The sequence below is a fragment of the Shewanella inventionis genome (assembly GCF_019931735.1).
Classification (GTDB): domain Bacteria; phylum Pseudomonadota; class Gammaproteobacteria; order Enterobacterales; family Shewanellaceae; genus Shewanella; species Shewanella inventionis.
In genome coordinates this window covers 1,635,361-1,656,935 of the sequence record NZ_CP082926.1, presented here as the reverse complement: position 1 = coordinate 1,656,935, position 21,575 = coordinate 1,635,361, and the positions used below count along the sequence as shown (strand labels likewise).

General features: G+C 41.9%; 19 protein-coding genes. 2 read left to right on the top strand and 17 right to left on the bottom strand.

The annotated features are described in order from the left end of the window. Positions 1-26: 26 nt before the first annotated feature. Positions 27-1,949, bottom strand: a complete 1,923-nt coding sequence (gene dnaK, locus K8B83_RS07525) for a molecular chaperone DnaK (protein WP_188740249.1) — start codon at positions 1,947-1,949, stop codon at positions 27-29. Positions 1,950-2,305: 356 nt separating this feature from the next. Between dnaK and K8B83_RS07520 the strand changes: the two genes are divergently transcribed. Beyond that, positions 2,306-2,641, top strand: coding sequence for a hypothetical protein (locus K8B83_RS07520; protein WP_188740248.1), 336 nt, complete (start codon positions 2,306-2,308; stop codon positions 2,639-2,641). Between the two features lie 64 nt (positions 2,642-2,705). Here K8B83_RS07520 and K8B83_RS07515 read toward each other — a convergent pair whose 3' ends face one another. The 4 genes from K8B83_RS07515 to K8B83_RS07500 form a co-directional block, all read right to left on the bottom strand. Continuing rightward, on the bottom strand, positions 2,706-3,980 hold the full coding sequence (locus tag K8B83_RS07515) for a glutamate-5-semialdehyde dehydrogenase (protein WP_188740247.1): 1,275 nt from the start codon (positions 3,978-3,980) through the stop codon (positions 2,706-2,708). Positions 3,981-3,990: 10 nt separating this feature from the next. Beyond that, the gene (proB, locus tag K8B83_RS07510; RefSeq protein WP_188740246.1) at positions 3,991-5,100 is read right to left on the bottom strand and encodes a glutamate 5-kinase; all 1,110 of its coding nucleotides are present in this window, start codon (positions 5,098-5,100) and stop codon (positions 3,991-3,993) included. A 181-nt stretch (positions 5,101-5,281) separates the two neighbouring features. Next, entirely contained in the window at positions 5,282-6,571 is a 1,290-nt protein-coding gene (locus tag K8B83_RS07505) for an NCS2 family permease (RefSeq protein WP_188740245.1), read from the bottom strand. Between the two features lie 874 nt (positions 6,572-7,445). Next, positions 7,446-8,987 (bottom strand): M17 family metallopeptidase, encoded by a 1,542-nt coding sequence (locus K8B83_RS07500; RefSeq protein ID WP_188740244.1) that lies wholly within the window; start codon positions 8,985-8,987, stop codon positions 7,446-7,448. Positions 8,988-9,145: 158 nt separating this feature from the next. Between K8B83_RS07500 and K8B83_RS07495 the strand changes: the two genes are divergently transcribed. Continuing rightward, positions 9,146-10,609 carry an aminoacyl-histidine dipeptidase gene (locus K8B83_RS07495; RefSeq protein WP_223419476.1) on the top strand — a complete coding sequence of 488 codons (1,464 nt, stop codon included), beginning with the start codon at positions 9,146-9,148 and terminating at the stop codon, positions 10,607-10,609. A 249-nt stretch (positions 10,610-10,858) separates the two neighbouring features. Here K8B83_RS07495 and dinB read toward each other — a convergent pair whose 3' ends face one another. From dinB to K8B83_RS07435, 12 genes are all read right to left on the bottom strand, one after another. Further along, positions 10,859-11,938 (bottom strand): DNA polymerase IV, encoded by a 1,080-nt coding sequence (dinB, locus tag K8B83_RS07490; protein WP_188740242.1) that lies wholly within the window; start codon positions 11,936-11,938, stop codon positions 10,859-10,861. A gap of 94 nt (positions 11,939-12,032) precedes the next feature. Then, on the bottom strand, positions 12,033-12,989 hold the full coding sequence (locus tag K8B83_RS07485) for an IS1595 family transposase (protein ID WP_188738175.1): 957 nt from the start codon (positions 12,987-12,989) through the stop codon (positions 12,033-12,035). A 124-nt stretch (positions 12,990-13,113) separates the two neighbouring features. Continuing rightward, positions 13,114-13,581 (bottom strand): bacterioferritin, encoded by a 468-nt coding sequence (gene bfr / locus K8B83_RS07480; RefSeq protein WP_188740241.1) that lies wholly within the window; start codon positions 13,579-13,581, stop codon positions 13,114-13,116. A gap of 11 nt (positions 13,582-13,592) precedes the next feature. Beyond that, on the bottom strand, positions 13,593-14,063 hold the full coding sequence (gene bfr / locus K8B83_RS07475; RefSeq protein ID WP_223419474.1) for a bacterioferritin: 471 nt from the start codon (positions 14,061-14,063) through the stop codon (positions 13,593-13,595). Between the two features lie 222 nt (positions 14,064-14,285). Then, positions 14,286-14,510, bottom strand: a complete 225-nt coding sequence (gene nqrM / locus K8B83_RS07470; RefSeq protein ID WP_188740239.1) for a (Na+)-NQR maturation NqrM — start codon at positions 14,508-14,510, stop codon at positions 14,286-14,288. Positions 14,511-14,570: 60 nt separating this feature from the next. After that, complete coding sequence (locus tag K8B83_RS07465; protein WP_188740238.1) at positions 14,571-15,584, bottom strand: FAD:protein FMN transferase; 1,014 nt, start codon at positions 15,582-15,584, stop codon at positions 14,571-14,573. Positions 15,585-15,703: 119 nt separating this feature from the next. Then, positions 15,704-16,951: an NADH:ubiquinone reductase (Na(+)-transporting) subunit F gene (gene nqrF / locus K8B83_RS07460; RefSeq protein ID WP_188740237.1), complete on the bottom strand. Its 1,248-nt coding sequence runs from the start codon at positions 16,949-16,951 to the stop codon at positions 15,704-15,706. Between the two features lie 48 nt (positions 16,952-16,999). Continuing rightward, the gene (gene nqrE / locus K8B83_RS07455) at positions 17,000-17,608 is read right to left on the bottom strand and encodes an NADH:ubiquinone reductase (Na(+)-transporting) subunit E (protein WP_160055340.1); all 609 of its coding nucleotides are present in this window, start codon (positions 17,606-17,608) and stop codon (positions 17,000-17,002) included. 5 nt (positions 17,609-17,613) lie between these two features. Further along, a complete protein-coding gene (locus K8B83_RS07450) occupies positions 17,614-18,246 on the bottom strand; it encodes an NADH:ubiquinone reductase (Na(+)-transporting) subunit D (protein ID WP_188740236.1) in 633 nt (210 codons plus the stop codon). Further along, positions 18,246-19,031, bottom strand: a complete 786-nt coding sequence (locus K8B83_RS07445; protein WP_188740235.1) for a Na(+)-translocating NADH-quinone reductase subunit C — start codon at positions 19,029-19,031, stop codon at positions 18,246-18,248. Before K8B83_RS07445 ends, K8B83_RS07450 begins: the two co-directional genes overlap by 1 nt. Further along, positions 19,024-20,223: an NADH:ubiquinone reductase (Na(+)-transporting) subunit B gene (locus K8B83_RS07440; RefSeq protein WP_188740234.1), complete on the bottom strand. Its 1,200-nt coding sequence runs from the start codon at positions 20,221-20,223 to the stop codon at positions 19,024-19,026. The genes K8B83_RS07445 and K8B83_RS07440 overlap by 8 nt, the downstream gene beginning before the upstream one ends. Beyond that, on the bottom strand, positions 20,223-21,557 hold the full coding sequence (locus K8B83_RS07435) for a Na(+)-translocating NADH-quinone reductase subunit A (RefSeq protein WP_188740233.1): 1,335 nt from the start codon (positions 21,555-21,557) through the stop codon (positions 20,223-20,225). The genes K8B83_RS07440 and K8B83_RS07435 overlap by 1 nt, the downstream gene beginning before the upstream one ends. Positions 21,558-21,575: the final 18 nt, after the last annotated feature.

Below are 21,575 nucleotides of genomic sequence, written 5' to 3'. Positions count from 1 at the left end.
CAATGGTAACTAACTGAAATTGTTAATTACTTTTTGTCGTCTTTCACTTCTTCGAACTCAGCGTCAACAACATCATCAGCAGGCTTTGATTGGCCAGCATCGTGTGCTTGACCTTCTGCGCCGCCTTGAGCTTGTGCTTTAGCTTGTGCGATTTCCATTAACTTAGCCGACGCTTCGATTAAACCTTGAGTCGCGGTATCCATTGCTTCTTTATCTTTGCCTTTAATAGCTGTTTCTAAAGTGGCAATCGCTGCTTCAATTTTCTCTTTGTCGTCGCTTGGTAAATCATCACCCGCTTCTTCAACTTGCTTTTTGGTTGCATGAACTAAGCCGTCTGCTTGGTTACGCGCTTGCACTAACTCTTCAAACTTAGCATCTTCATCGGCGTGAGCTTCTGCGTCACGTACCATTTGTTCCACTTCTTCATCAGATAAACCAGAAGACGCTTTAATGGTGATGTTTTGTTTCTTACCTGTTTTCTTGTCTGTTGCAGACACATGTAAGATACCGTCAGCATCGATGTCAAATGCCACTTCAATTTGTGGTTGACCGCGTGGCGCTGGCTCAATGCCTTCAAGGTTAAATTGACCTAAAGACTTGTTAGCGCTTGCTTGCTTACGCTCACCTTGTAATACGTGAATGGTTACCGCATTTTGGTTGTCGTCAGCAGTTGAGAACGTTTGGCTCGCTTTTGTCGGGATAGTGGTGTTCTTCTCGATAAGCTTAGTCATTACGCTACCCATGGTTTCAATACCAAGTGATAGTGGCGTCACGTCAAGTAATAGTACGTCTTTTACATCACCAGAAAGCACACCAGCTTGAATTGCAGCTCCTACGGCTACGGCTTCATCTGGGTTAACGTCTTTACGTGGCTCTTTGCCGAAGAAGTTAGTAACAGCTTCTTGTACTTTAGGCATACGAGTCTGACCACCAACTAGAATCACTTCGTTGATGTCTGATACTGATAAGTCTGCATCAGCTAGGGCAACTTTCAACGGCTCTAAAGAACGTTGAATTAAGTCTTCAACCAATGACTCTAATTTAGCACGAGTAATTTTAACCACTAAATGCTTAGGACCTGTTGCATCAGCTGTGATGTAAGGTAAGTTAACTTCAGTGTGGTTAGTGCTTGAAAGCTCGATTTTTGCTTTTTCAGCTGCTTCTTTCAAACGTTGCATTGCTAAAGGATCTTTACGTAGATCTAAGCCTTGGTCTTTTTTGAATTCATCAGCTAAATAGTTGATTAAACGGTTGTCAAAGTCTTCACCACCTAAGTGAGTGTCACCATTGGTCGCTAATACTTCAAATGTTTGGTCGCCGTCGTTGCTGTCGATTTCGATGATAGAGATATCGAATGTACCACCACCTAAGTCATATACTGCAACAATGTTGTCGCCTTGCTTTTTGTCAATACCGTAAGCTAACGCAGCCGCTGTTGGCTCGTTGATAATACGCTTAACGTCTAGACCTGCAATACGGCCAGCATCTTTAGTAGCTTGACGTTGTGAATCGTTAAAGTAAGCAGGAACGGTAATAACCGCTTCAGTGACTTCTTCACCTAAAAAGTCTTCTGCCGTCTTTTTCATTTTTTTCAAAATTTCAGCAGACACTTGAGGTGGTGCCATTTTGTTACCACGCGACTCAACCCATGCATCACCATTATCAGCAGCGATAATTTTGAATGGCATAATGTTCACGTCACGTTGTACTTCATCATCTTTAAAACGACGACCGATTAAACGCTTAATTGCAAAGAAAGTGTTTGCTGGGTTAGTGACAGCCTGACGCTTTGCTGGTTGGCCGACAATAGTCTCATCATCGGTATAAGCGATGATAGAAGGAGTTGTACGATCGCCCTCTGCGTTTTCGATTACGCGTGCTTTGCCACCATCAAGGACAGCCACACAAGAGTTTGTCGTGCCTAAGTCGATACCAATAATTTTGCCCATGGGGTCCTCCAGAATTGACGCTATTACGTCACTAATATGTTATTTGATGTTGATATGGGGATGAACTACGTATTTTTCAACCTTTTGGTTGGTTATTTTGTGGTTCACTTTTCACCACTCATATCAGCCTTGATACCTATATTGGGACGACAAATGGAATTACAAGGGGACGGATAAAAAAATTATGTTATAAACAAAATACCGCATTTGCCTTATTAACCAGTGGATAATAAATGGGCCATCGCCACTGACAGTAAAGCGTGCCATTTTACCGCTAAATATTTGATAAAAAAAACGATCAGAGTTATAACAATATACAAGCTTAAAAGTAGATTTAATGCTGAGGATGTGAGGCAATGGGACTGCCAAGATGGAATTTCAGTGATAGCACTGAACGTAAAATACGGATTGTTATTTTAACAATTGTTGGGGTAATTATGGCCTATGAGAAATGCTATGGCGTCAGTTTAACTCAATACCCTGCAATGTATCTGTGTGTATTTGCATTAATTGCAACCCTATTGACCAATGCCGTGCAGCGTCGTTATTTCACATTTGTCATGGAATACGCCCAAGCTTTTCGCATTGTCGCAATTTTAATGACCTGCGCATTTTTCATTATTTGGTTAATGACCACTTACGAACGTTTTACCCTTCCAGCTACGCCAAGCCACCTAATTTATAATTTATAAGCCGTGATTGCACAAAAATAAGGGCGCAAATTTGCGCCATTATATTAGTGATGATTAATATGCTTTATTGCCTACTGGTGTAATCTCCCCAGGCAAGCCACTTATAAGTTGTTAATGCATCAAGCGCCATGGGCCCACGGGCATGCAATTTTTGGGTACTTACCGCCACTTCTGCTCCTAAGCCAAATTGAGCGCCATCGGTAAACCGAGTGCTGGCATTAACATACACAGCCGCTGAATCAACTTGATTCATAAAATGAGCTGCAGCGTGTATATCATCGGTTAAAATGGCCTCAGAATGGCCACTTGAATATTGCCTAATATGCTCAACCGCAGCATCAATATCACTGACCACTTTAATCCCTAATGTTAGCGATAACCACTCGGTAGAAAATGACTCATCATGCGCTGGTGTGACATCAAACCCTAAGCCATCTAAATAAGGTAATGCTTTGTTACAGGCATGAAACCGAACCCCAAGTGAATGTAAATGTGAGGCAATGTTGGGAATAAACTCTGCAGCAACACCTTGGTGCACTAATAAGGTATCTAACGCATTACACACGGTTGGACGTTGTACTTTAGCATTGGCTATCACATCAATCGCTCGTACTAAATTTGCATGTTTATCAACAAATAAGTGGCAAATCCCAATGCCGCCTAAAATCACTGGAATGCTTGACTGCTCTGCACATAAGCGTTGCAAATTTTGCCCACCACGGGGAATAATCATGTCGACATATTTATCTAAACGCAGTAAACCACTAACAATACTGCGATCTGGCGAGTCGATAAGCTGCACAGCATCTTGAGGTAACTGTTGAATCGCTAAAGCAGAACGAATAATGTCACTTAACACTTTGTTTGATGATAAGGTTTCTTTACCACCTCGCAAAATAACTGCATTGCCCGTTTTAAGGGCTAATACAGCAATATCGACTGTCACATTAGGGCGAGCTTCATAAATCACTCCAACCACCCCTAAAGGCACACTGCGACGAGTTAAACGCAATCCATTATCAAGAACACGACTTTCAGACTCGTTACCGACAGGGTCGGCAAGTGCTATTACATTATCAATATCGGCAATAATCCCGGCTAATCGGCCTTTATCAAGCATTAAACGATCGATCATGGCCTCAGTTAAGCCGTTTGCTTTAGCACTCGCTACATCCTGGGCATTAGCTTGTAAAATGTCATCTGTACGCGCAGCCAATTGATGTGAAATCTCAACAAGCAAAGCCGATTTTTGCCTTGCTGACAATGAGGCTAATATAAAGCTTGCGGCTTTTGCACGCTGTCCAAGCTGGGTTAAATACTCTGTTTCGTTGGCAGACATTTACTTATCCTTAATTATCGAGAACAACCATATCATTACGATGAATAACTGCGTCACCGTAGTCATAACCCAACAAGGGTTCAATGTCATTTGAGTGTTTACCACTAATTTTAATTAAATCGTTGGCGCAATATCGGCTCATACCTTTAGCCAACACTTTTCCTTTTTGATCAACGATTAACAAGGTTGCACCACGTTCAAACTTACCTTCAACAGCCACGATACCTTTTGACAATAAGCTTCGGCCACTTGCTACAACAGCCGCTGATGCCCCAGCATCGATAACCACTTTCCCTTGAGTTGCAGGGCCAGCTAATATCCATTGTTTTCTGCTTTCTAATGGGTTTTCAATCGCACTAAAATGAGTACCTACCGACTCTCGTGCAGCGACTTTAGCAATCACATCTGGGAGATGGCCTGAAGCAATCACCACCTCAATACCTGCACGGCGAGCAATGTCAGCTGCCTCTAATTTAGTGGCCATTCCGCCAGTGCCTAACCCTGATACAGAACCGCCAGCCAGCAAACGCAAACTGTCATCGATATTAACGACTTGTTTAATTAATTGCGCATCAGGATTGGTGCGAGGATCGGCATCAAACAAGCCTTTTTGATCGGTCAATAAAATCAGTAGATCAGCATCACATAACAAGGCTGCTCGGGCAGATAAATTATCATTATCGCCAACTTTAATCTCATTGGTCGCCACTGCATCATTTTCATTAATAATTGGGATAATGTTGTTTGCCAGCAGCGCATTTAGCGTATCACGCGCGTTAAGATAGCGTTCGCGATCTTGCAGATCTGCACGGGTTAATAACAACTGCCCTACATGCAATCCATAAATACTAAACAGTTGTGACCAGGCTAATATCAACTGACTTTGCCCCACGGCAGCTAATAATTGTTTATTGGCCATAGTGTCGGGGAATACGGGGTAATGAAGGTGTTCACGTCCTGCGGCAATTGCACCTGAAGTACACAACACCACTTCAACACCTGCACGCATTAGCATGGCCATTTGCCTTGCTAACTCGACCATATGTGCTTTATCAAGCTTTTTACTGCCCGATGTCAACACGCTTGTACCTAACTTTACCACCACACGCCGATAACCCATGACTTCACTCAGTTAACTATAAATATTCGAATTATTTTTATACCCAATAACGTCCATAATTCATAGTGAAAGCCACTAATAGAGGGCTTTTTTTATATTTAAAGCACAAAAAAGGGGCTAAAAGCCCCTTTGCGGTATAATCACGCGTTAAGCACAGCTTAAAACGTAAATTAAACGATTATTAACCATAAATAAATTTAATCAAAAATAATGCAGCAACCACAAGCACACCAGCATTAAGATCTTTAAAACGACCGGTTAATAATTTAATCATAGCGTAAGAGATAAAACCAAGCCCGATAGCATTAGCAATTGAGAAGGTTAATGGCATTAATAAACAGGTTACCACCACAGGTGCAGCTTCTGTTAAGTCATCCCACTCTACATTGATTAAGCCAGACATCATTAAAATGGCGACATAAAATAATGTGCCAGCAGTCGCATAAGCGGGAACCATGCCAGCTAAAGGTGAAACAAACAATGCTGCTATAAACAATAACCCAACAATAACCGCGGTCAATCCGGTACGACCGCCAGCACTCACACCGGCTGTACTTTCAATATAACTTGTTGTCGTCGATGTCCCCAATGCAGCGCCAGTTATGGTAGCAACACTGTCGGCAGTTAACGCACGCTTCACCCTTGGTAAACGGCCTTTGTCATCAAGTAAACCACCACGTTGAGCCACAGCAACCAAAGTGCCGGAGGTATCAAATAAGTCGACAAATAAGAAAGCAAAAACAACCGACAACATGCTCACTTCAAGCACGCTTGAAAGATCCATTTTCATGAAAGTTGGCGCAATAGATGGCGGCATTGAAACAAGGCCGTTGTATTGCACATCGCCAAATAGCAAACCTAATACGGTGACAATTAAAATACTGAAGATAACCGCAGCTTTTAAGCCGCGCTGTACCATGGCGATAATCAAAAAGAAGCCTAATGCCGCCATCATCGCAGGGAATGACGTAATATCGCCCATAGTGACTAAAGTGGCAGGACTTGCAACCACAATACCAGCACTTTTTAAGCCAATTAACGCTAAAAATAAACCGATACCAGCAGCAATACCAAAACGAAGTGACATTGGAATACTGTTAACAATCCACTCTCGGATTTTCACTAACGATAAAATCAAAAAGCACACACCAGACATAAACACCGCACCTAATGCGGTTTCCCAGCTGTAACCCATCTCACCGACGACGGTATAGGTAAAAAAGGCATTTAATCCCATTCCAGGTGCTAGTGCGATGGGATAATTGGCTAATAATCCCATAATTAAACACCCCAACGCAGCGGCTAAGCAGGTAGCAACAAATACTGCACCGTGGTCCATTCCTGCATCAGCTAACATCATTGGGTTAACAAAAATAATGTATGCCATGGTTAAAAAGGTAGTTAACCCGGCAACAGCTTCTTGCTTTAGGCTGGTATTGTTTTGCTTTAATTTAAATAATTTTTCTAACATGGAACAAGGTTCCTTGGGTAAGGGTTAAGTATAAGTAATTGTTTTAAATGCATTAGGTGGGGGTTAAGCTAAATAAGTAAGCTGTCACACAACACAATAAAGCAGTATAACGGGGTCATAAAACCAACAATGTGAAGTTATGCCAACTTTAAGGTGGGGGATTATAATTATTTACAGCACCGATAGCTACAAACCGTCTTTTTATTCAAAGATTTCAGTTTTTTATACAGCGAATTAATAAATTTAAGGCAAAAAAAAGCCTACTCAATAGAGTAGGCAGACATGTTACAAGCATCCCATATGGGGAAAGGAAAGCTAACATCACTTAACGTGATGTGGCGATAAATTAACTAACTTACCACCTTGTCTAAAACGTCAAACGAGACGAACAAAAGGTTGATGGATATTAAAGCGACTTTAAGAGGGTCAATTCTTAAAGTTTCATGGCGAAAATACCGCCACGTAAAACTGATACATCAGCAAACCAAGTGTTTTGCCAATAAATTTTGCCGTTACCTGTATAAGACATGGTCTTCTCCTGAATAAAAGTTAAGTTGCATAAACCTAGTAAAGCTTGGCTCGGTTCCTTGGAACGTACATTTCTCAAATCCGTTGAGACAACTTGTCACTCAGATCCTTGGAGGCTATATCCATCCTGGATTAACTAGAGCCGACAATCACACTGCTTGCCGACGAAAAGAATTATACAAAACTGTAATTTAATTACAAGTATTATTTGATTGAATTCACAAAAATGTCATTAAAAGTTATTTAATTACCAATTTGGCACACTAAAACTATGTGTTATTATTGTTAACAGCTTGTGACGCAAAAATAAAACTGATACAAAACAATTGATTAAACCAAATCCTTATCACAAAAAACCAAACTGTAATAAAGCAACCAAAGGGTTAGCCGTTGGCTTGCCATAAAGAGGATCACCTTCAACAGCACTACCCGCGATATAAATATGAGTAAATGCCAGCTCAGATTGGGCTAATCCAGAAGCTTTTAAAAGAAAAGCCGCTGGATATTGGTGACCGCGAGCAGTAATCGATGACGGGCCATTATTAGACGACACAACATCTGCAGCACCATTTTTATCAGCCACTTTGTCAAAATCTTCTGGGCGTAGGCGAGACACTTCAAACGGCTCTCCCCATTGCTCGCCAACATCAGCTAAAGCAACTGCTATGCCTTTTTGTTTAGCCACACAATTCTCTACCAATGCTGTATAGCCGCCATAAGCTCGAACGACATGGCCTGTTAGCGTTGCAACTGAAAATAACTGAGGATTCACTTCATGCTCAGCTTGACTACGCAAATGCGATAATAAATCGGCCAGCACAAGTCGACCCTCGGCATCAGTATTACCAATCCGCACTCGCACTCCTGCATGGCTTTGTATTATTTCATCGGTAACAAAAGCATCGCTACCAATACTGTTTCTCACTAGCCCTAACTCTGCCACCACTTTAATGCCTTTAGGTTTTAGGATAGATAGCGCCTTCATTAGTCCAGCAACGGCTGCCGCGCCGCCTTTATCGCGGCTCATTCCAGCCATAGAGCCTGCAACTTTAATGTCTGCGCCGCCCGTATCGTAAACAACGCCTTTACCAGCAAATAATAAAGTTTTAGTTATAGTACCTTCGCCAACATATTCTAGTTTTACCACTCGCGGGTGATGACGTTCCACACCAAATGAGCTGCGACCTACCGCACTTAACAATGGATAATCATGCTTTAGTTGCTCAAGTTCATCGACTACCGACACCGTTAAACCGCTACCAGTAAAAGCATTGACACAATATTGAGCAAAACCAATAGCAGACATGCGTTCTGGTTCTGTGCCACAAAGATCACGAGCCAGCACTCTTCCTGACTCGGCAGCGTTAATCAGTAAGCTATGAGTATCGCTATTGAGTAATCCTATGGCGCTAAAACTTGGGGCTAATGATTTCGCTTCTCTTGCTTCTAGTGGTTGCCATAACTCTTGGCCACACGCCAGCGCTGCGACTTGCTGCGCATTTTTAAACCGAGAGTCACTCAAACTAGGTACAACAAGCAATGGCTTACTGGCTCCAGCCGCTTTTGCAATAGCAATCCCTTCTCTGGCCGCTTTAGCAAAAATTCGCACATCATTGTATGCATCATCAGCGCCTACAACTGGCGAAATAATTAAACGCCCCCCCGCTAAACCTGGCGCTAATAACAAAGTCGCACTTTTACCGACGCGCAGATCGATTTGACTAGCATGGGCTGCCAGTAAATTAATTTCATCCTGCTTAATATCAGCCAATCTTGGTGCTACGACCACAACGGCGTCCCAGCCCTCCCCTTCAAAAATGGCATCGTCATTTGTTACATCGATAAACGGCACTTGAAATGCCTGAGCAATTTGATTTGTTTGAGACATAAAATTCCTTATTCACGTTTAAAATTGCGGGTTCATAATTATTTACAGATTTATGATCTAAACCTTGGCAAATTGGTGCGCCAATATCAAGTAACGCCACAGAATATGTTAAAATACACGCCGTATTATCCGATTGAATTCTTCTTAGAGGGCGTTTCGTGACTGCATTAACTCAATTATATCCTCAGCCACTATGGCAATGGTTCGAACAAATTTGTGCAATTCCACATCCATCAAAACATGAACATGCGTTGTCGCAACATATTCAACAATGGGCTAAAGCACAAGGACTTGCCGTAGTTGAAGACAAAGTCGGTAACCTTATTATTCGTAAACCTGCATCGGCGGGAATGGAAAATTGCAAAACCGTGGTGCTACAAGCTCACATCGATATGGTGCCACAAAAAAATGCCGACAAAGTGCATAATTTTGAAACCGATCCAATCGAAGCCTATGTTGACGGCGACTGGGTTAAAGCTAAAGGCACAACATTAGGCTCAGACAACGGTATTGGTATGGCTTCAGCATTAGCCGTACTTGGCAGTACTGACATCAAACATGGGCCACTCGAAGTATTACTAACTATTGATGAAGAAGCTGGCATGACAGGCGCCTTTGGTTTAGAAGCCGGCTACCTTGATGCTGAAATCTTAATTAACACAGATTCAGAACAAGAAGGCGAAATTTACATGGGCTGCGCCGGTGGTGTTGACGCGCAAATCAGTGTACCCATGTCTTGGCAAGCGCCAGAGCATAGCAATGCCAGCTTTTCACTAACCTTATCAGGTTTAAAAGGTGGACACTCCGGCGTTAACATTCATCTTGGCCGCGGCAATGCAAACAAACTTCTAGCTCGTTTTTTGTTTAAATACAGTGATGAATTAGCTTTAGAGTTAGTGAGTTTTACAGGCGGTTCACTTCGAAATGCCATCCCACGCGAAGCCAATATTCACTTTATGTTACCAACCGAGAATATTGACGCGCTAAAGCAAGCTGTAGCTTCGTTTCAAGCATTAGTTCGTGAAGAGTTAGCGGTAGCAGATCCTGGCATGCTATTAGCACTTGCTGATATTGATGCTCCAACAAAAGTCATGGGCGAAGATGCACAAAACACCCTGATAGATTTACTTCATGCAAGCCCCAATGGCGTTATTCGTATGAGTGACGAAATAGAAGGTGTGACCGAAACCTCGCTCAATGTTGGTGTCATTAGTACCGAAGATGAAAGTGTTGAAGTGCTTTGCCTTATTCGTTCATTAATTGATTCAGGCCGAGAAGAGGTCGCAGGCATGCTTACCGCCCTAGCTAACCTGTCGGGCGCAAGTATCGACTTAAGCGGTGCTTACCCTGGATGGAAGCCAGACACAAGCTCGCCTGTAATGGCGATTGTACGTGACACCTACAATGATATTTACAAAAAAGATCCAACCATAATGGTTATCCATGCTGGTCTTGAATGTGGTTTATTTAAAGAGCCATACCCTCACATGGACATGGTATCGATTGGCCCAACCATTCGTTATCCACATAGCCCAGATGAGATGGTAAACATTACAACTGTGGGCCAATATTGGGAGCTACTACTAGCCGTATTAGCACGCATCCCAGCAAAAGCTGCATAAATGGGTTATTTATTTTAACGTTAGCAATACTAGCAATAAAGGCGACAATGATGTCGCCTTTATTGTATACCCAATCAACTAGAAGATACGTGTTTGAGAGCTTCACCGTGTTTTCAATACTAGCCGCGTTTATTCTTTGTTATTGATTTTGGAAAGGGAACAACCATTACCTACAATCAATGCCTTGCCTAAACGAGTGTAAACTCTTGCTGAAATCGCTAGGTCGATTGGGTATAAATACAAACATCTTTAAAACTGTAAATCCAGTTGGGTAATTTGATGGGTATTAACATCTGAATTATTTGTTGTTATGTCAGCTAGGCCAACACTCACACCCAGTAACCGAATACCTCGTCCATGGCTTCGCTGTAAAGCTTGTTGCAGTAACTCATGAAACATATTGATTGAAATTTCATCACTGCGATGTTCTATCGTGGTTTGTTTAAAATCATTAAATTTCAATTTCACCACCTGCTTATGAATTTTACGTTCTTTAGCACTTCGATGTACCCGAGCGCTCAATTCTTGAATAAGTTGCGGTAAAACTTGATGGCATTGCTCTAGGGTAAAAATGTCTTTAGCCAATGTAGTTTCAACACCAACTGATTTACGTACTCTGTGAGGGCTAATTTGCCGAGGATCAATGCCTTGAGCACGCTCAATCAATACGCGGCCAAATTTACCAAAGGCATCAATCAATTTAGCTTGGGGATACTGCTGTACGTCATAACAGGTGGATAAGCCAATATCAGCCAGTTTTTTAGAGGTTACTTTACCCACGCCAGGGATTTTACTCAAAGGTAAGTCCCTTACAAAGTCGCTGATTTGGTTGGGAGTGATTACAAATTGGCCATTGGGTTTATTTAAATCTGAGGCAATTTTGGCTAAAAACTTTATTGGCGCGACACCAGCAGATGCGGTTAACCCTGTAACGGCAAAAATCTCATCACGAATAGCGCGAGCGATTAAAGTTGCACTGCCCTGGTGGGCATCGCAATCAGTCACATCGAGGTAGGCTTCATCTAATGACAAAGGTTCGACTAAATCAGTGTAGCGATGAAAAATCTCACGGATTTGTAATGAAACAGACTTATAAACATCCATGCGCCCCGGGACTAACACCAAATGAGGGCACAATTGAAGGGCCTGATAACTGGACATTGCGCTTCGTACACCAAAGTGACGAGCTTCATAATTGCATGTACTAATCACACCACGGCGATCGCTTCTGCCGCCAACGGCAATGGGTTTTCCCCGTAACTCAGGAAAATCACGCATTTCCACAGCCGCAAAATAACAATCCATATCAATGTGAATGATTTTACGCATTATTAAACCATCACTGAATATTTAAACTAATCACATGTTACTGTATATAAAAAAGGGCTATCCACTTAGCACAACCAACCACTATATATTGTGGTTATCGATCTTTAATTGATTGGTACGTTATCGGCTTAGAACGCACTGCTTGTTCAAGCAGCCTGTAGAATAATAATCCCCGAGAATCTGACTTTCTTCTGTTGAAGCGAAATGTAAACTCATCTAAATAATAATCAAGTTGCTTAGCCTTTACCGCGCCTTGATATGTACCTAAAAGCCATCTTTTACATAATGATGAGACTCGATGTACCCCAGCCATTGTTTCATGTGCAGGTACAGATGAACCTAAATGCACTATTCGGTTATGCTTATATCCTTTCTTGTCTATTTGTTTGTATGCTTGAGAGCCATCACTACAAATTGTACTACCAGGTTCAATTACATCTTGAATGAATTGATGGATATGTTCTTTAGTTGCACTTTCCACTTGCCTTAAACGTATCCGACCAAATCCAGAGGGTGATAGCAGCTCAACAGCGACCAAAACTACAGCCTTACGCTTACCCTGTTGATTTTTAATAGATGATTGCGGAACGACGCCACCTATTAGTGTTTCGTCAACCTCTACGATGCCGGATAACTTATCCCTTTCAGGATCAACCATGGCATGTCTTAACTTGTGCATTAATGACCAAGCGGTTTGATAACTCCCAAGACCTAATAGCCTTTGAACTCCAAGAGCGCTGACACCATTTTTTTGATTTGTAATAAACCAGACCGCAGCAAACCAACTTTTCATGGGGGTTCTTGTTTTGTCAAAAAGTGTACTTGATGTTACTGAACACTGAGAACGACAAGCATGACATTTTAACTTGCCATTACTTAACTGATAAGGTGATTGATGGCTTGAACAGCTTGGACAAATGAATCCGTTTGGCCAACGAAGTGCGTAAAGGTAGCTGATGCAAGATTGTTCATCATGAAACCAATCTACAAACTCGTCCCAACTTGTAGGGTAATCAACGCCAGCTTTTAATAAATACGATGAAGTTTTCATTACTACATATTGACACTGGTGGCGCTAAATGGATAGCCCTTATATAAAAACAGTATTCAATCAATCAGACACAAAAAAGCCCAAACACAGTTGGGCTTTTGATTACGTCGCATATAGCAATAAATTACATTTGCTTTTGTAGGTAGTTTTGCAAGCCTACACGGTCAATTAAACCTAATTGCTTTTCTAACCAGTACATGTGATCTGATTCAGTATCATCTAGCAACACTTCTAAGATTTCACGAGTTTGGTAATCGGCCTTTTCTTCACATAACTTAATCACTTTACGTAAATCGTTTGCGACCTTGTATTCATACTCTAAATCGTTTTTAAGCATTTCTTGCACATCTTTACCGATGTTTAATGCTTCACGACTAGCCACATCAGGTGTGCCTTCAAGAAATAAAATACGTTGAACAAGTTTTGCTGCATGTAATTTTTCGTCATCAGACTCATGCAAAATACGGGTATATAATTCGTTAAATCCCCAATCTTCGTACATATGAGCATGAACAAAGTACTGGTCCATTGCAGATAATTCGCCAGTTAACAGTAGGTTTAGGGCGTCGATAACTTCTGGATTGCCTTTCATGATAAATCCTATTAGTCGTTAATTTGTGATTGAAGATAGTTTTGAATACCGGTTTGGACGATGAGCCCTTGTTGTGACTCAATCCAATCTAAATGTTCTTCTTCGTCTTCTAGTAAATCCTCAAGCAGATCACGGCTAACGTAATCTTGCTCAGTTTCACACACAGAAATGGCTTCACGTAAAAGGCTTATCTGCTCGGTTACAGCTTGTAAATCACAGCTGAGCATTTCTTCTGCATGCTCACCAATACGTAACTTATCTAATTGCTGCAGATTAGGTAATCCTTCAAGAAACAATACTCGTTCAATCAGGTTGTCAGCATGCTTCATGTCTTGAATCGACTTTTTATACTCTTTTTCATTCAGCTTTTCTAAACCCCAATGCTTAAACATACGCGCATGCAAAAAGTACTGGTTAATTGCTGTCAGCTCGCAGGTGAGCACGCGATTAAGCTGGCTGATAACTTTAGGATGACCTTTCATAGTATTGTCCCTTGATAAAAAGTTTGATCTCGATCAATTCACTACAGAATAGAACAATGTAGAGGCAAAGGCAAATTTTCCTTTAATTTCACCAACTTACAATTGATAACCATTATCATTATAACTAAGCTTTGTAACTCTACTGTATTAAACTCGCATAAAAAAAGCCTTCATAATGAAGGCTCTTTACATTGTAAGCTATAAAATGATACGCAATACAAATTAAATAATTCTGTTTTGATTGAGCATGTCTTTGCGCTCTTGCTCTTTTTGCATGCGCAACTTACGCGCATCACATGGGTCATCACAGTCGCATGCTTTTTCAATACCGAGCACACCTAAACCACCACAACTGCCTTCTACCGCTTTCTTTTTCACGATATAACCGACAGACATCAACAAGAAAAAAATTAACAATACCACAAATGCTGCAATAAATGTGCTCATAACCAACTCCAATTAACATATTCTAGGCAGGGCTTAAGCATTAGCAAACCCTATTCCAGATTATTTTACATATGCCTTAAATGCATCACTGTAATGGACCTTAAAACCTTGCTCCTGCTTTTCAATCAGCATTATTGCTAAATTCTTTTCTTTAGCAAGTGCCAACGAAGCTTGTGTACCTAACACCATCATGGCGGTGGCATATCCATCTGCGGTCATACAACTAGAGTGTAGCACGGTTGCAGAAGCAAGTTTATGCTTAATCGGATATCCGCTACGAGGATCAATTAAATGTGAAAAACGTTCGCCATTCTCTTCGTAAAAATTACGGTAGTCACCAGAAGTCGCCATCGACATGGTTCCTGGCTCAATAACTTGCTGCACAGCTTGACCTTCATCAGTGGGTTGCTCAACAGCAATGCGCCAGGCAACACCGTCTGCTTTGGTGCCTTTAACATTTAACTCGCCACCAATCTCGACCAAATAACCACTGGCATTGTATTTATCTAAAATTGCAGCAATTTTATCCACACCAAAGCCTTTAGCTATTGATGATAAATCAACATACAAATCGGCATTATGCTTAGTTAACATCACCCCATCTATCGATAATTCATTAATGCCCATTTTAGTTTTGGCGGAGTCGATTTGCGCCTGAGTGGGTACCGATGTTGGCCGCTTATCAGGACCAAATCCCCATAAATTAACCAATGGCCCTAAGGTGATATCTAGTGCACCATCGGTTTCTTGGTGTAGACGTATACCCTCATTAATCACTTTAAGCGTATCGGCAGACACTTTAACGCTTTGCTTTACCTGCAACTGATTAAACTTTGATAATTCCGAGTTTGGTCGGTAAGTGGACATTTGCTCGTTAACGACTTCTAGCGCCATGTCTATTTCGGCTTGCAATAATTGCGCTTCTGGTAGGCTATCGTTAGGCACAACTTTTACATGGTAAGTGGTCCCCATTGTGCTACCAGACAAAGAAATAATAGGTTCAGGTGAGCTACAAGCGCTCATACCAACCAACAATAACGATGTTAACAACAACTTAATAGCATTTACGATCATGTCTAATTTCACTGGTTAAAATCAATAAAAAAAATTGCAGCTTGCAGACTCGTGATTTAACACCCTGTCTGCATTGCTGCAATTTCATGACTTACTTGTCAATGTAATGAGTTAACTCATTAGCCACCGAAATCATCGAGTAAGATGTTTTCGTCTTCAACGCCTAAGTCTTTTAGCATACCAATTACCGCTGCGTTCATCATTGGAGGTCCACACATGTAGAACTCACAATCTTCTGGCGCATCGTGGTCACGTAAGTAGTTCTCGTACAATACGTTATGGATAAAACCAGTGTAACCGGTCCAGTTATCTTCAGCTTGCGGATCAGATAACGCAACATGCCACTTAAAGTTATCATTTTCAGCTGCTAGGCCGTCAAAGTCTTCAACGTAGAACATTTCACGCTTAGAACGTGCACCGTACCAGAAGCTCATTTTACGTTTTGATTTAAGACGCTTTAATTGGTCAAAAATGTGAGAACGCATTGGAGCCATACCGGCACCACCACCAATAAATACCATTTCAGCATCGGTATCTTTAGCGAAGAACTCACCAAATGGGCCTGAAATTGTGACTTTATCGCCAGCTTTTAAGCTCCAAATGTACGAAGACATTTTACCACAAGGTAGGGTTAAATTACGTGGCGGTGGCGTAGCAATACGCACGTTCAACATAATAATACCAAACTCTTCTGGGTAGTTAGCCATTGAGTATGCACGAATGGTTTCTTCGTCAACTTTAGACTCTAATTTAAAGAAACCAAAGTGTTCCCAGTCGCCACGGTATTTTGCTGGTACATCGAAATCAGCGTATTTAACATGGTGAGCTGGCGCTTCAATCTGAATATAACCACCGGCGCGGAAAGGTACAGATTCACCATCAGGGATTTGCAGCTTAAGTTCTTTAATGAACGTTGCTTTGTTATCGTTAGAGATAACTTCACATTCCCATTTCTTGATGCCGAAGATTTCTTCGTCAAGTTCGATTTCCATGTCAGATTTAACGTTAACCTGACAAGATAAACGACAGCCTTGACGTGCTTCACCTTTACTAATGTGATCAAGTTCAGTAGGCAGAATATCACCACCGCCTGATTTAATGTGTACACGACACTGACCACATGAGCCACCGCCACCACACGCACTTGATACGAAAATACCGTTGTCAGCTAATACGCCAAGTAACTTGCCGCCTGCGCCAGTTTTAATTGCTTTATCTGTGTCACCGTTAATACCAATAGTGATATCACCGCTTGCAACTAGTTTTGACTTAGCGAATAAAATCACTAACACCAACACTAATACAATCACAGTAAACATACTCACACCTAGATATACATCTATTGGAGTAGATTCAAGAATACCCATTCACTTATCCTTAAAGGTTCAAATTAATGCGTCGTCTCAATGCTTTTCTTAAAGAGAAACACCAGAGAATGACATGAAACCTAGAGCCATAAGACCTGCGGTTACAAAGGTAATACCTAAGCCACGCAAGCCATTTGGCACGTCAGAATATTTCATCTTTTCGCGAATACCGGCTAGCAATACAATTGCCAATGCCCAACCAATACCAGAGCCGATACCAAATACCACGCTCTCGCCTAGGTTGTAATCACGTTCTACCATGAAAGATACTGCACCAAAAATCGCACAGTTCACGGTAATCAAAGGTAAGAAAATACCTAACGCGTTGTACAAAGGTGGAAAATATTTGTCTAACGCCATTTCCAAAATTTGTACAAGTGCTGCAATCACACCGATAAAGGTGATGAACTTCAAGAAGCTCAAATCAGCATCAGGCACACCAGCCCAAGCTAAAGCGCCAGGAGCAAGTAAACCTTGATAAATAATTTGGTTAGCAGGAACCGAAATAGCCAGTACCACGATAACTGCAACACCTAGGCCCATCGCAGTAGTTACTTTCTTAGACACAGCTAGGAAAGTACACATACCTAAGAAGAACGCTAGCGCCATGTTTTCAATGAAAACGGAGCGAATTAACAAACTAATATAATGTTCCATTGCGTTTACCCTTTTGCTTCAACTTGCTCTGGCTTATAAGTACGGATCAACCAAATCAAACCACCGATCAAGAAGAACGCACTTGGTGGAAGCAGTAATAAACCGTTAGGCTGATACCAACCACCGTCAGAGATTTTGCTGAGGATTTCTACGCCAAATAATGAACCATTACCAAATAGTTCACGCACAAAACCAACTGATAACAAAATAGCACCGTAACCTAAACCGTTACCGATACCATCCATAAAGCTCATCATTGGGGGTGTTTTCATAGCGTAAGCTTCTGCACGGCCCATTACGATACAGTTTGTAATAATCAAACCAACGAATACCGATAACTGTTTAGCAATCCCGTATGCATAAGCTTGTAATACTTGGTCAACCACAATTACCAATGAAGCAATAATGGTCATCTGTACAATAATACGCACGCTACTAGGAATGTGATTACGAATAAGCGAAATAAACAGGTTAGAAAACGCTGTTACCGCCGTTAACGCAATCGTCATTACTAATGCTGTTTCCATTTTACTGGTTACAGCAAGCGCACTACACACACCCAAAATTTGCAGTGCAATTGGGTTATTGTTAATAATCGGTCCGGTCAGAACCTGTTTAAGTTCTTTAGCGTCAGCCATTAGCTTAACCCTCCGTTGCGTGCTTTAGCGATAAAGCTTGCAAAGCCTTCTTTACCTAACCAAAACTGCAATGAGTGTTGAACACCGTTACTGGTTAAAGTTGCACCAGAAAGTGCATCCACACCATGTACAGAGCTAGCCACTGCAGGATTTTTAGTTACGCTGATAGCTAAGTCGCCTTGAGCATCGAATAACTGTTTACCTTTCCACAATGCTTTCCATTTTGGATTTTCAACTTCACCACCTAAACCCGGTGTTTCAGCTTGGTCGTAATACACTAAGCCTTGAATCGTGTTTAAGTCAGCTTCTAAAGCCAAAAACGCATACATGGTCGACCATAGGCCATAACCATGAACAGGTAGAATAACGCTGGTTAATTTACCTTCGTCATCACGAACTAAATAAACAACGGCTTTATCAGCTACGCGCTTAATTGAAGCGATGTCGTTTTCAGGGATAGAAGACATGCTTGTGTCACGCGATGCTTTACGTTGGTCGTAAAGATTCGCATCACCTTCTGCAAACTCACCGGTTTTTAGGTCAACTAAACGCGCTTCAACATACTGATTATACTTGCTCAGAATGTCTTGCTTTGTCACTTTACCTTCTTTGGTGTTGATTAAGCTTGCCGCTTCAAGAATGTACTTTTGCTTATCGAGTAGCTTATTTTCTTGCTGAGTTGGTTTTAAAACAACCGCAGCAGTCGATACAAGCACAGAACAAATAAGACATAAGCCGACAACAACAAATAGCGTTCTACCGAACGAATCTTTATTACTAGCCACGAGCAATCCTCCGCTTGATATTTGCCTGTACTACGAAATGGTCAAATAAAGGAGCAAATAGGTTAGCAAATAGGATAGCTAACATCATACCTTCAGGGAATGCAGGGTTAATCACACGGATAAACACAACCATTGCACCGATTAAGAAACCGTAAGCCCATTTAGCAGTATTAGTGAACGAGGCAGAAACAGGATCTGTCGCCATGAACATCATACCGAAAGCAAAACCACCAAGTACCAAGTGCCAGTGCCAAGGCATAGCAAACATAGGGTTAGTGTCGCTGCCAATGGCATTCAACAACATTGAAATCGCCACCATACCTAACATCACGCCGCCCACAATACGCCATGAAGCGATGCGAGTGTAGATGATGACCAAACCACCTAACAAAATAGCAAATGTAGAGACTTCACCAACAGAACCAGGAATAAAGCCCATAAAGGCATCTAACCAGTTTGCATTTGAGCTGTAGTCAAAAGTACCTTGTGCCGCTTGGCTCAATGCTGTTGCGCCAGAATAGCCGTCGGCAACTACCCATGAGGTATCACCAGACATGCTTAATGGGTAAGCAAAGAACAAGAAAGCACGGCCTGCTAAGGCTGGGTTTAAGAAGTTACGCCCTGTACCACCAAAGATTTCTTTTGCTACAACCACACCAAAGGTGATACCTAAAGCCACCATCCATAATGGGATAGTAGCGGGTAAGGTTAAGGCAAATAGTACAGAGGTGACGAAGAAACCTTCGTTTACTTCATGTCCACGCACAGAGGCAAACAGTACTTCCCAGAAACCGCCGACAACAAACGTCACTGCGTATATCGGTAGGAAGAAACAGGCACCATAAAACATCAAGGATGCTACGCCTGAATCAGCGCTAAGCTGTGCACCCAATAGTTCAAATAAGCCAACTTGCCACACATCTGGAGTACCAAAACCGGCTGCCAGAGCAATTTGCGCTTGTAGGCCTACGTTGTACATACCAAAAAACATCGCTGGGAATGTACAAGCCCAAACCGTAATCATCATACGTTTTAGGTCAAGGTTATCGCGAACATGGGTTTTACCGTGGTTCACTTTACCTGGAGTGTAGAATACAGTAGCTGCCGCTTCATAAAGGGCATACCACTTTTCGTACTTACCGCCTTTTTCAAATTGCGGTTCAATACGCTCGATAAAATCTTTCAAGCTCATTAGCCTTCCCTCTCGATCGTATCTAGACAATCACGTAAATATGAAGCGTAATCATACTTACCTGGACATACGAACGTACACAATGCCAAATCTTCTTCATCTAACTCTAATGCGCCTAAACGAGCTGCACCATCAAAGTCCCCAGAGACAAGGTCACGAAGTAGCATAGTAGGTAAAATATCTAACGGCATCACGCGTTCGTAGTTACCAATCGGTACCATTGCACGATCAGAACCACCCGTACTGGTGGTCATGTTAAACAAACGTGATGGGCTTAGGTGACCTAAAAATGCACGAGTGATAGAGAACTTGTTGGCACCTGGCATTGCCCAGCCAAACAATTCTTTTTCGGTACCTTCTTCAAGTACACTCACTTGCTGATGGTAACGACCTAAATAAGCATGAGGTCCAACGGCTGTGCGGCCACTTAATACCGAACCAGACACAACACGTACTGCATCACCTACGGTTTCATTTGCAGTAAGTTCAGCCGTGCTTGCACCCAATACAGTACGAACTAGACGAGGTTGTTTTGCACTTGGACCGCCAATAGCCACTACACGCTCAGTGTTTAACACACCTTGGGTGAATAACTGGCCAATCGCAATCACATCTTGATAACCTACATGCCATACACTGCGGGTTGCAGAAGCTGGGAGAACATGATGAATGTGGGTACCCACTAAACCTGCTGGGTGTTTACCCGCAAATTCTTCAACTTGCGCGTTAGCTGCAGGGATATCAGCACCTGACGCTTTACATAGGTAAACTTTACCTTCAGTTAATCGTGCTAACACCTTAAGGCCATTAGCAAAATCGTCTTTATGTTCAGCGATGACTACCACAGGATCGGCAGCAAGAGGTTGAGTATCAATTGCAGTAACGAAAATACCAGCAGCAGTAGCATCTACAGCAGGCACTTTACTGAAAGGGCGTGTACGCAAAGCGGTCCACAAACCTGATTCAATCAGATTATCACGAACTGCCTGGCCGTCTAACGTGTCTAGTTTATCTGCATCATATTGAGCAAAAGTAACGCTATCGTTACCTTCTACAGCAATAACTACAGACTGAAGTACACGTCTTGCACCTCGGTTGATTTCTAATATAGTACCACTGGCTAAAGCCGTATATTTAACGCCTAAATTCTTTTTATCTTCAAAAAGAACCTGGCCTTTTTGCACTTTATCGCCCACTTTGATCTTCATCGTTGGACGTAAGCCAATATACTCTTCACCCAAAGTAGCTACGTGTCTAATGGCTGGGCCATTATGGATAACTTGCTCTGGTCCGCCTGCTATAGGCAGTTCCAATCCTTTCTTAATTGTAATCATATCCACAAGCACTACGTT

What these genes read in the sequence shown, in the direction of transcription:
- dnaK (WP_188740249.1), bottom strand. Translation starts at nt 1,949, where the DNA reads ATGGGCAAAATTATTGGTATCGACTTAGGCACGACAAACTCTTGTGTG.
- K8B83_RS07520 (WP_188740248.1), top strand. Translation starts at nt 2,306, where the DNA reads ATGGGACTGCCAAGATGGAATTTCAGTGATAGCACTGAACGTAAAATA.
- K8B83_RS07515 (WP_188740247.1), bottom strand. Translation starts at nt 3,980, where the DNA reads ATGTCTGCCAACGAAACAGAGTATTTAACCCAGCTTGGACAGCGTGCA.
- proB (WP_188740246.1), bottom strand. Translation starts at nt 5,100, where the DNA reads ATGGGTTATCGGCGTGTGGTGGTAAAGTTAGGTACAAGCGTGTTGACA.
- K8B83_RS07505 (WP_188740245.1), bottom strand. Translation starts at nt 6,571, where the DNA reads ATGTTAGAAAAATTATTTAAATTAAAGCAAAACAATACCAGCCTAAAG.
- K8B83_RS07500 (WP_188740244.1), bottom strand. Translation starts at nt 8,987, where the DNA reads ATGTCTCAAACAAATCAAATTGCTCAGGCATTTCAAGTGCCGTTTATC.
- dinB (WP_188740242.1), bottom strand. Translation starts at nt 11,938, where the DNA reads ATGCGTAAAATCATTCACATTGATATGGATTGTTATTTTGCGGCTGTG.
- K8B83_RS07485 (WP_188738175.1), bottom strand. Translation starts at nt 12,989, where the DNA reads ATGAAAACTTCATCGTATTTATTAAAAGCTGGCGTTGATTACCCTACA.
- bfr (WP_188740241.1), bottom strand. Translation starts at nt 13,581, where the DNA reads ATGAAAGGCAATCCAGAAGTTATCGACGCCCTAAACCTACTGTTAACT.
- bfr (WP_223419474.1), bottom strand. Translation starts at nt 14,063, where the DNA reads ATGAAAGGTCATCCTAAAGTTATCAGCCAGCTTAATCGCGTGCTCACC.
- nqrM (WP_188740239.1), bottom strand. Translation starts at nt 14,510, where the DNA reads ATGAGCACATTTATTGCAGCATTTGTGGTATTGTTAATTTTTTTCTTG.
- K8B83_RS07465 (WP_188740238.1), bottom strand. Translation starts at nt 15,584, where the DNA reads ATGATCGTAAATGCTATTAAGTTGTTGTTAACATCGTTATTGTTGGTT.
- nqrF (WP_188740237.1), bottom strand. Translation starts at nt 16,951, where the DNA reads ATGGGTATTCTTGAATCTACTCCAATAGATGTATATCTAGGTGTGAGT.
- nqrE (WP_160055340.1), bottom strand. Translation starts at nt 17,608, where the DNA reads ATGGAACATTATATTAGTTTGTTAATTCGCTCCGTTTTCATTGAAAAC.
- K8B83_RS07450 (WP_188740236.1), bottom strand. Translation starts at nt 18,246, where the DNA reads ATGGCTGACGCTAAAGAACTTAAACAGGTTCTGACCGGACCGATTATT.
- K8B83_RS07440 (WP_188740234.1), bottom strand. Translation starts at nt 20,223, where the DNA reads ATGAGCTTGAAAGATTTTATCGAGCGTATTGAACCGCAATTTGAAAAA.
- K8B83_RS07435 (WP_188740233.1), bottom strand. Translation starts at nt 21,557, where the DNA reads ATGATTACAATTAAGAAAGGATTGGAACTGCCTATAGCAGGCGGACCA.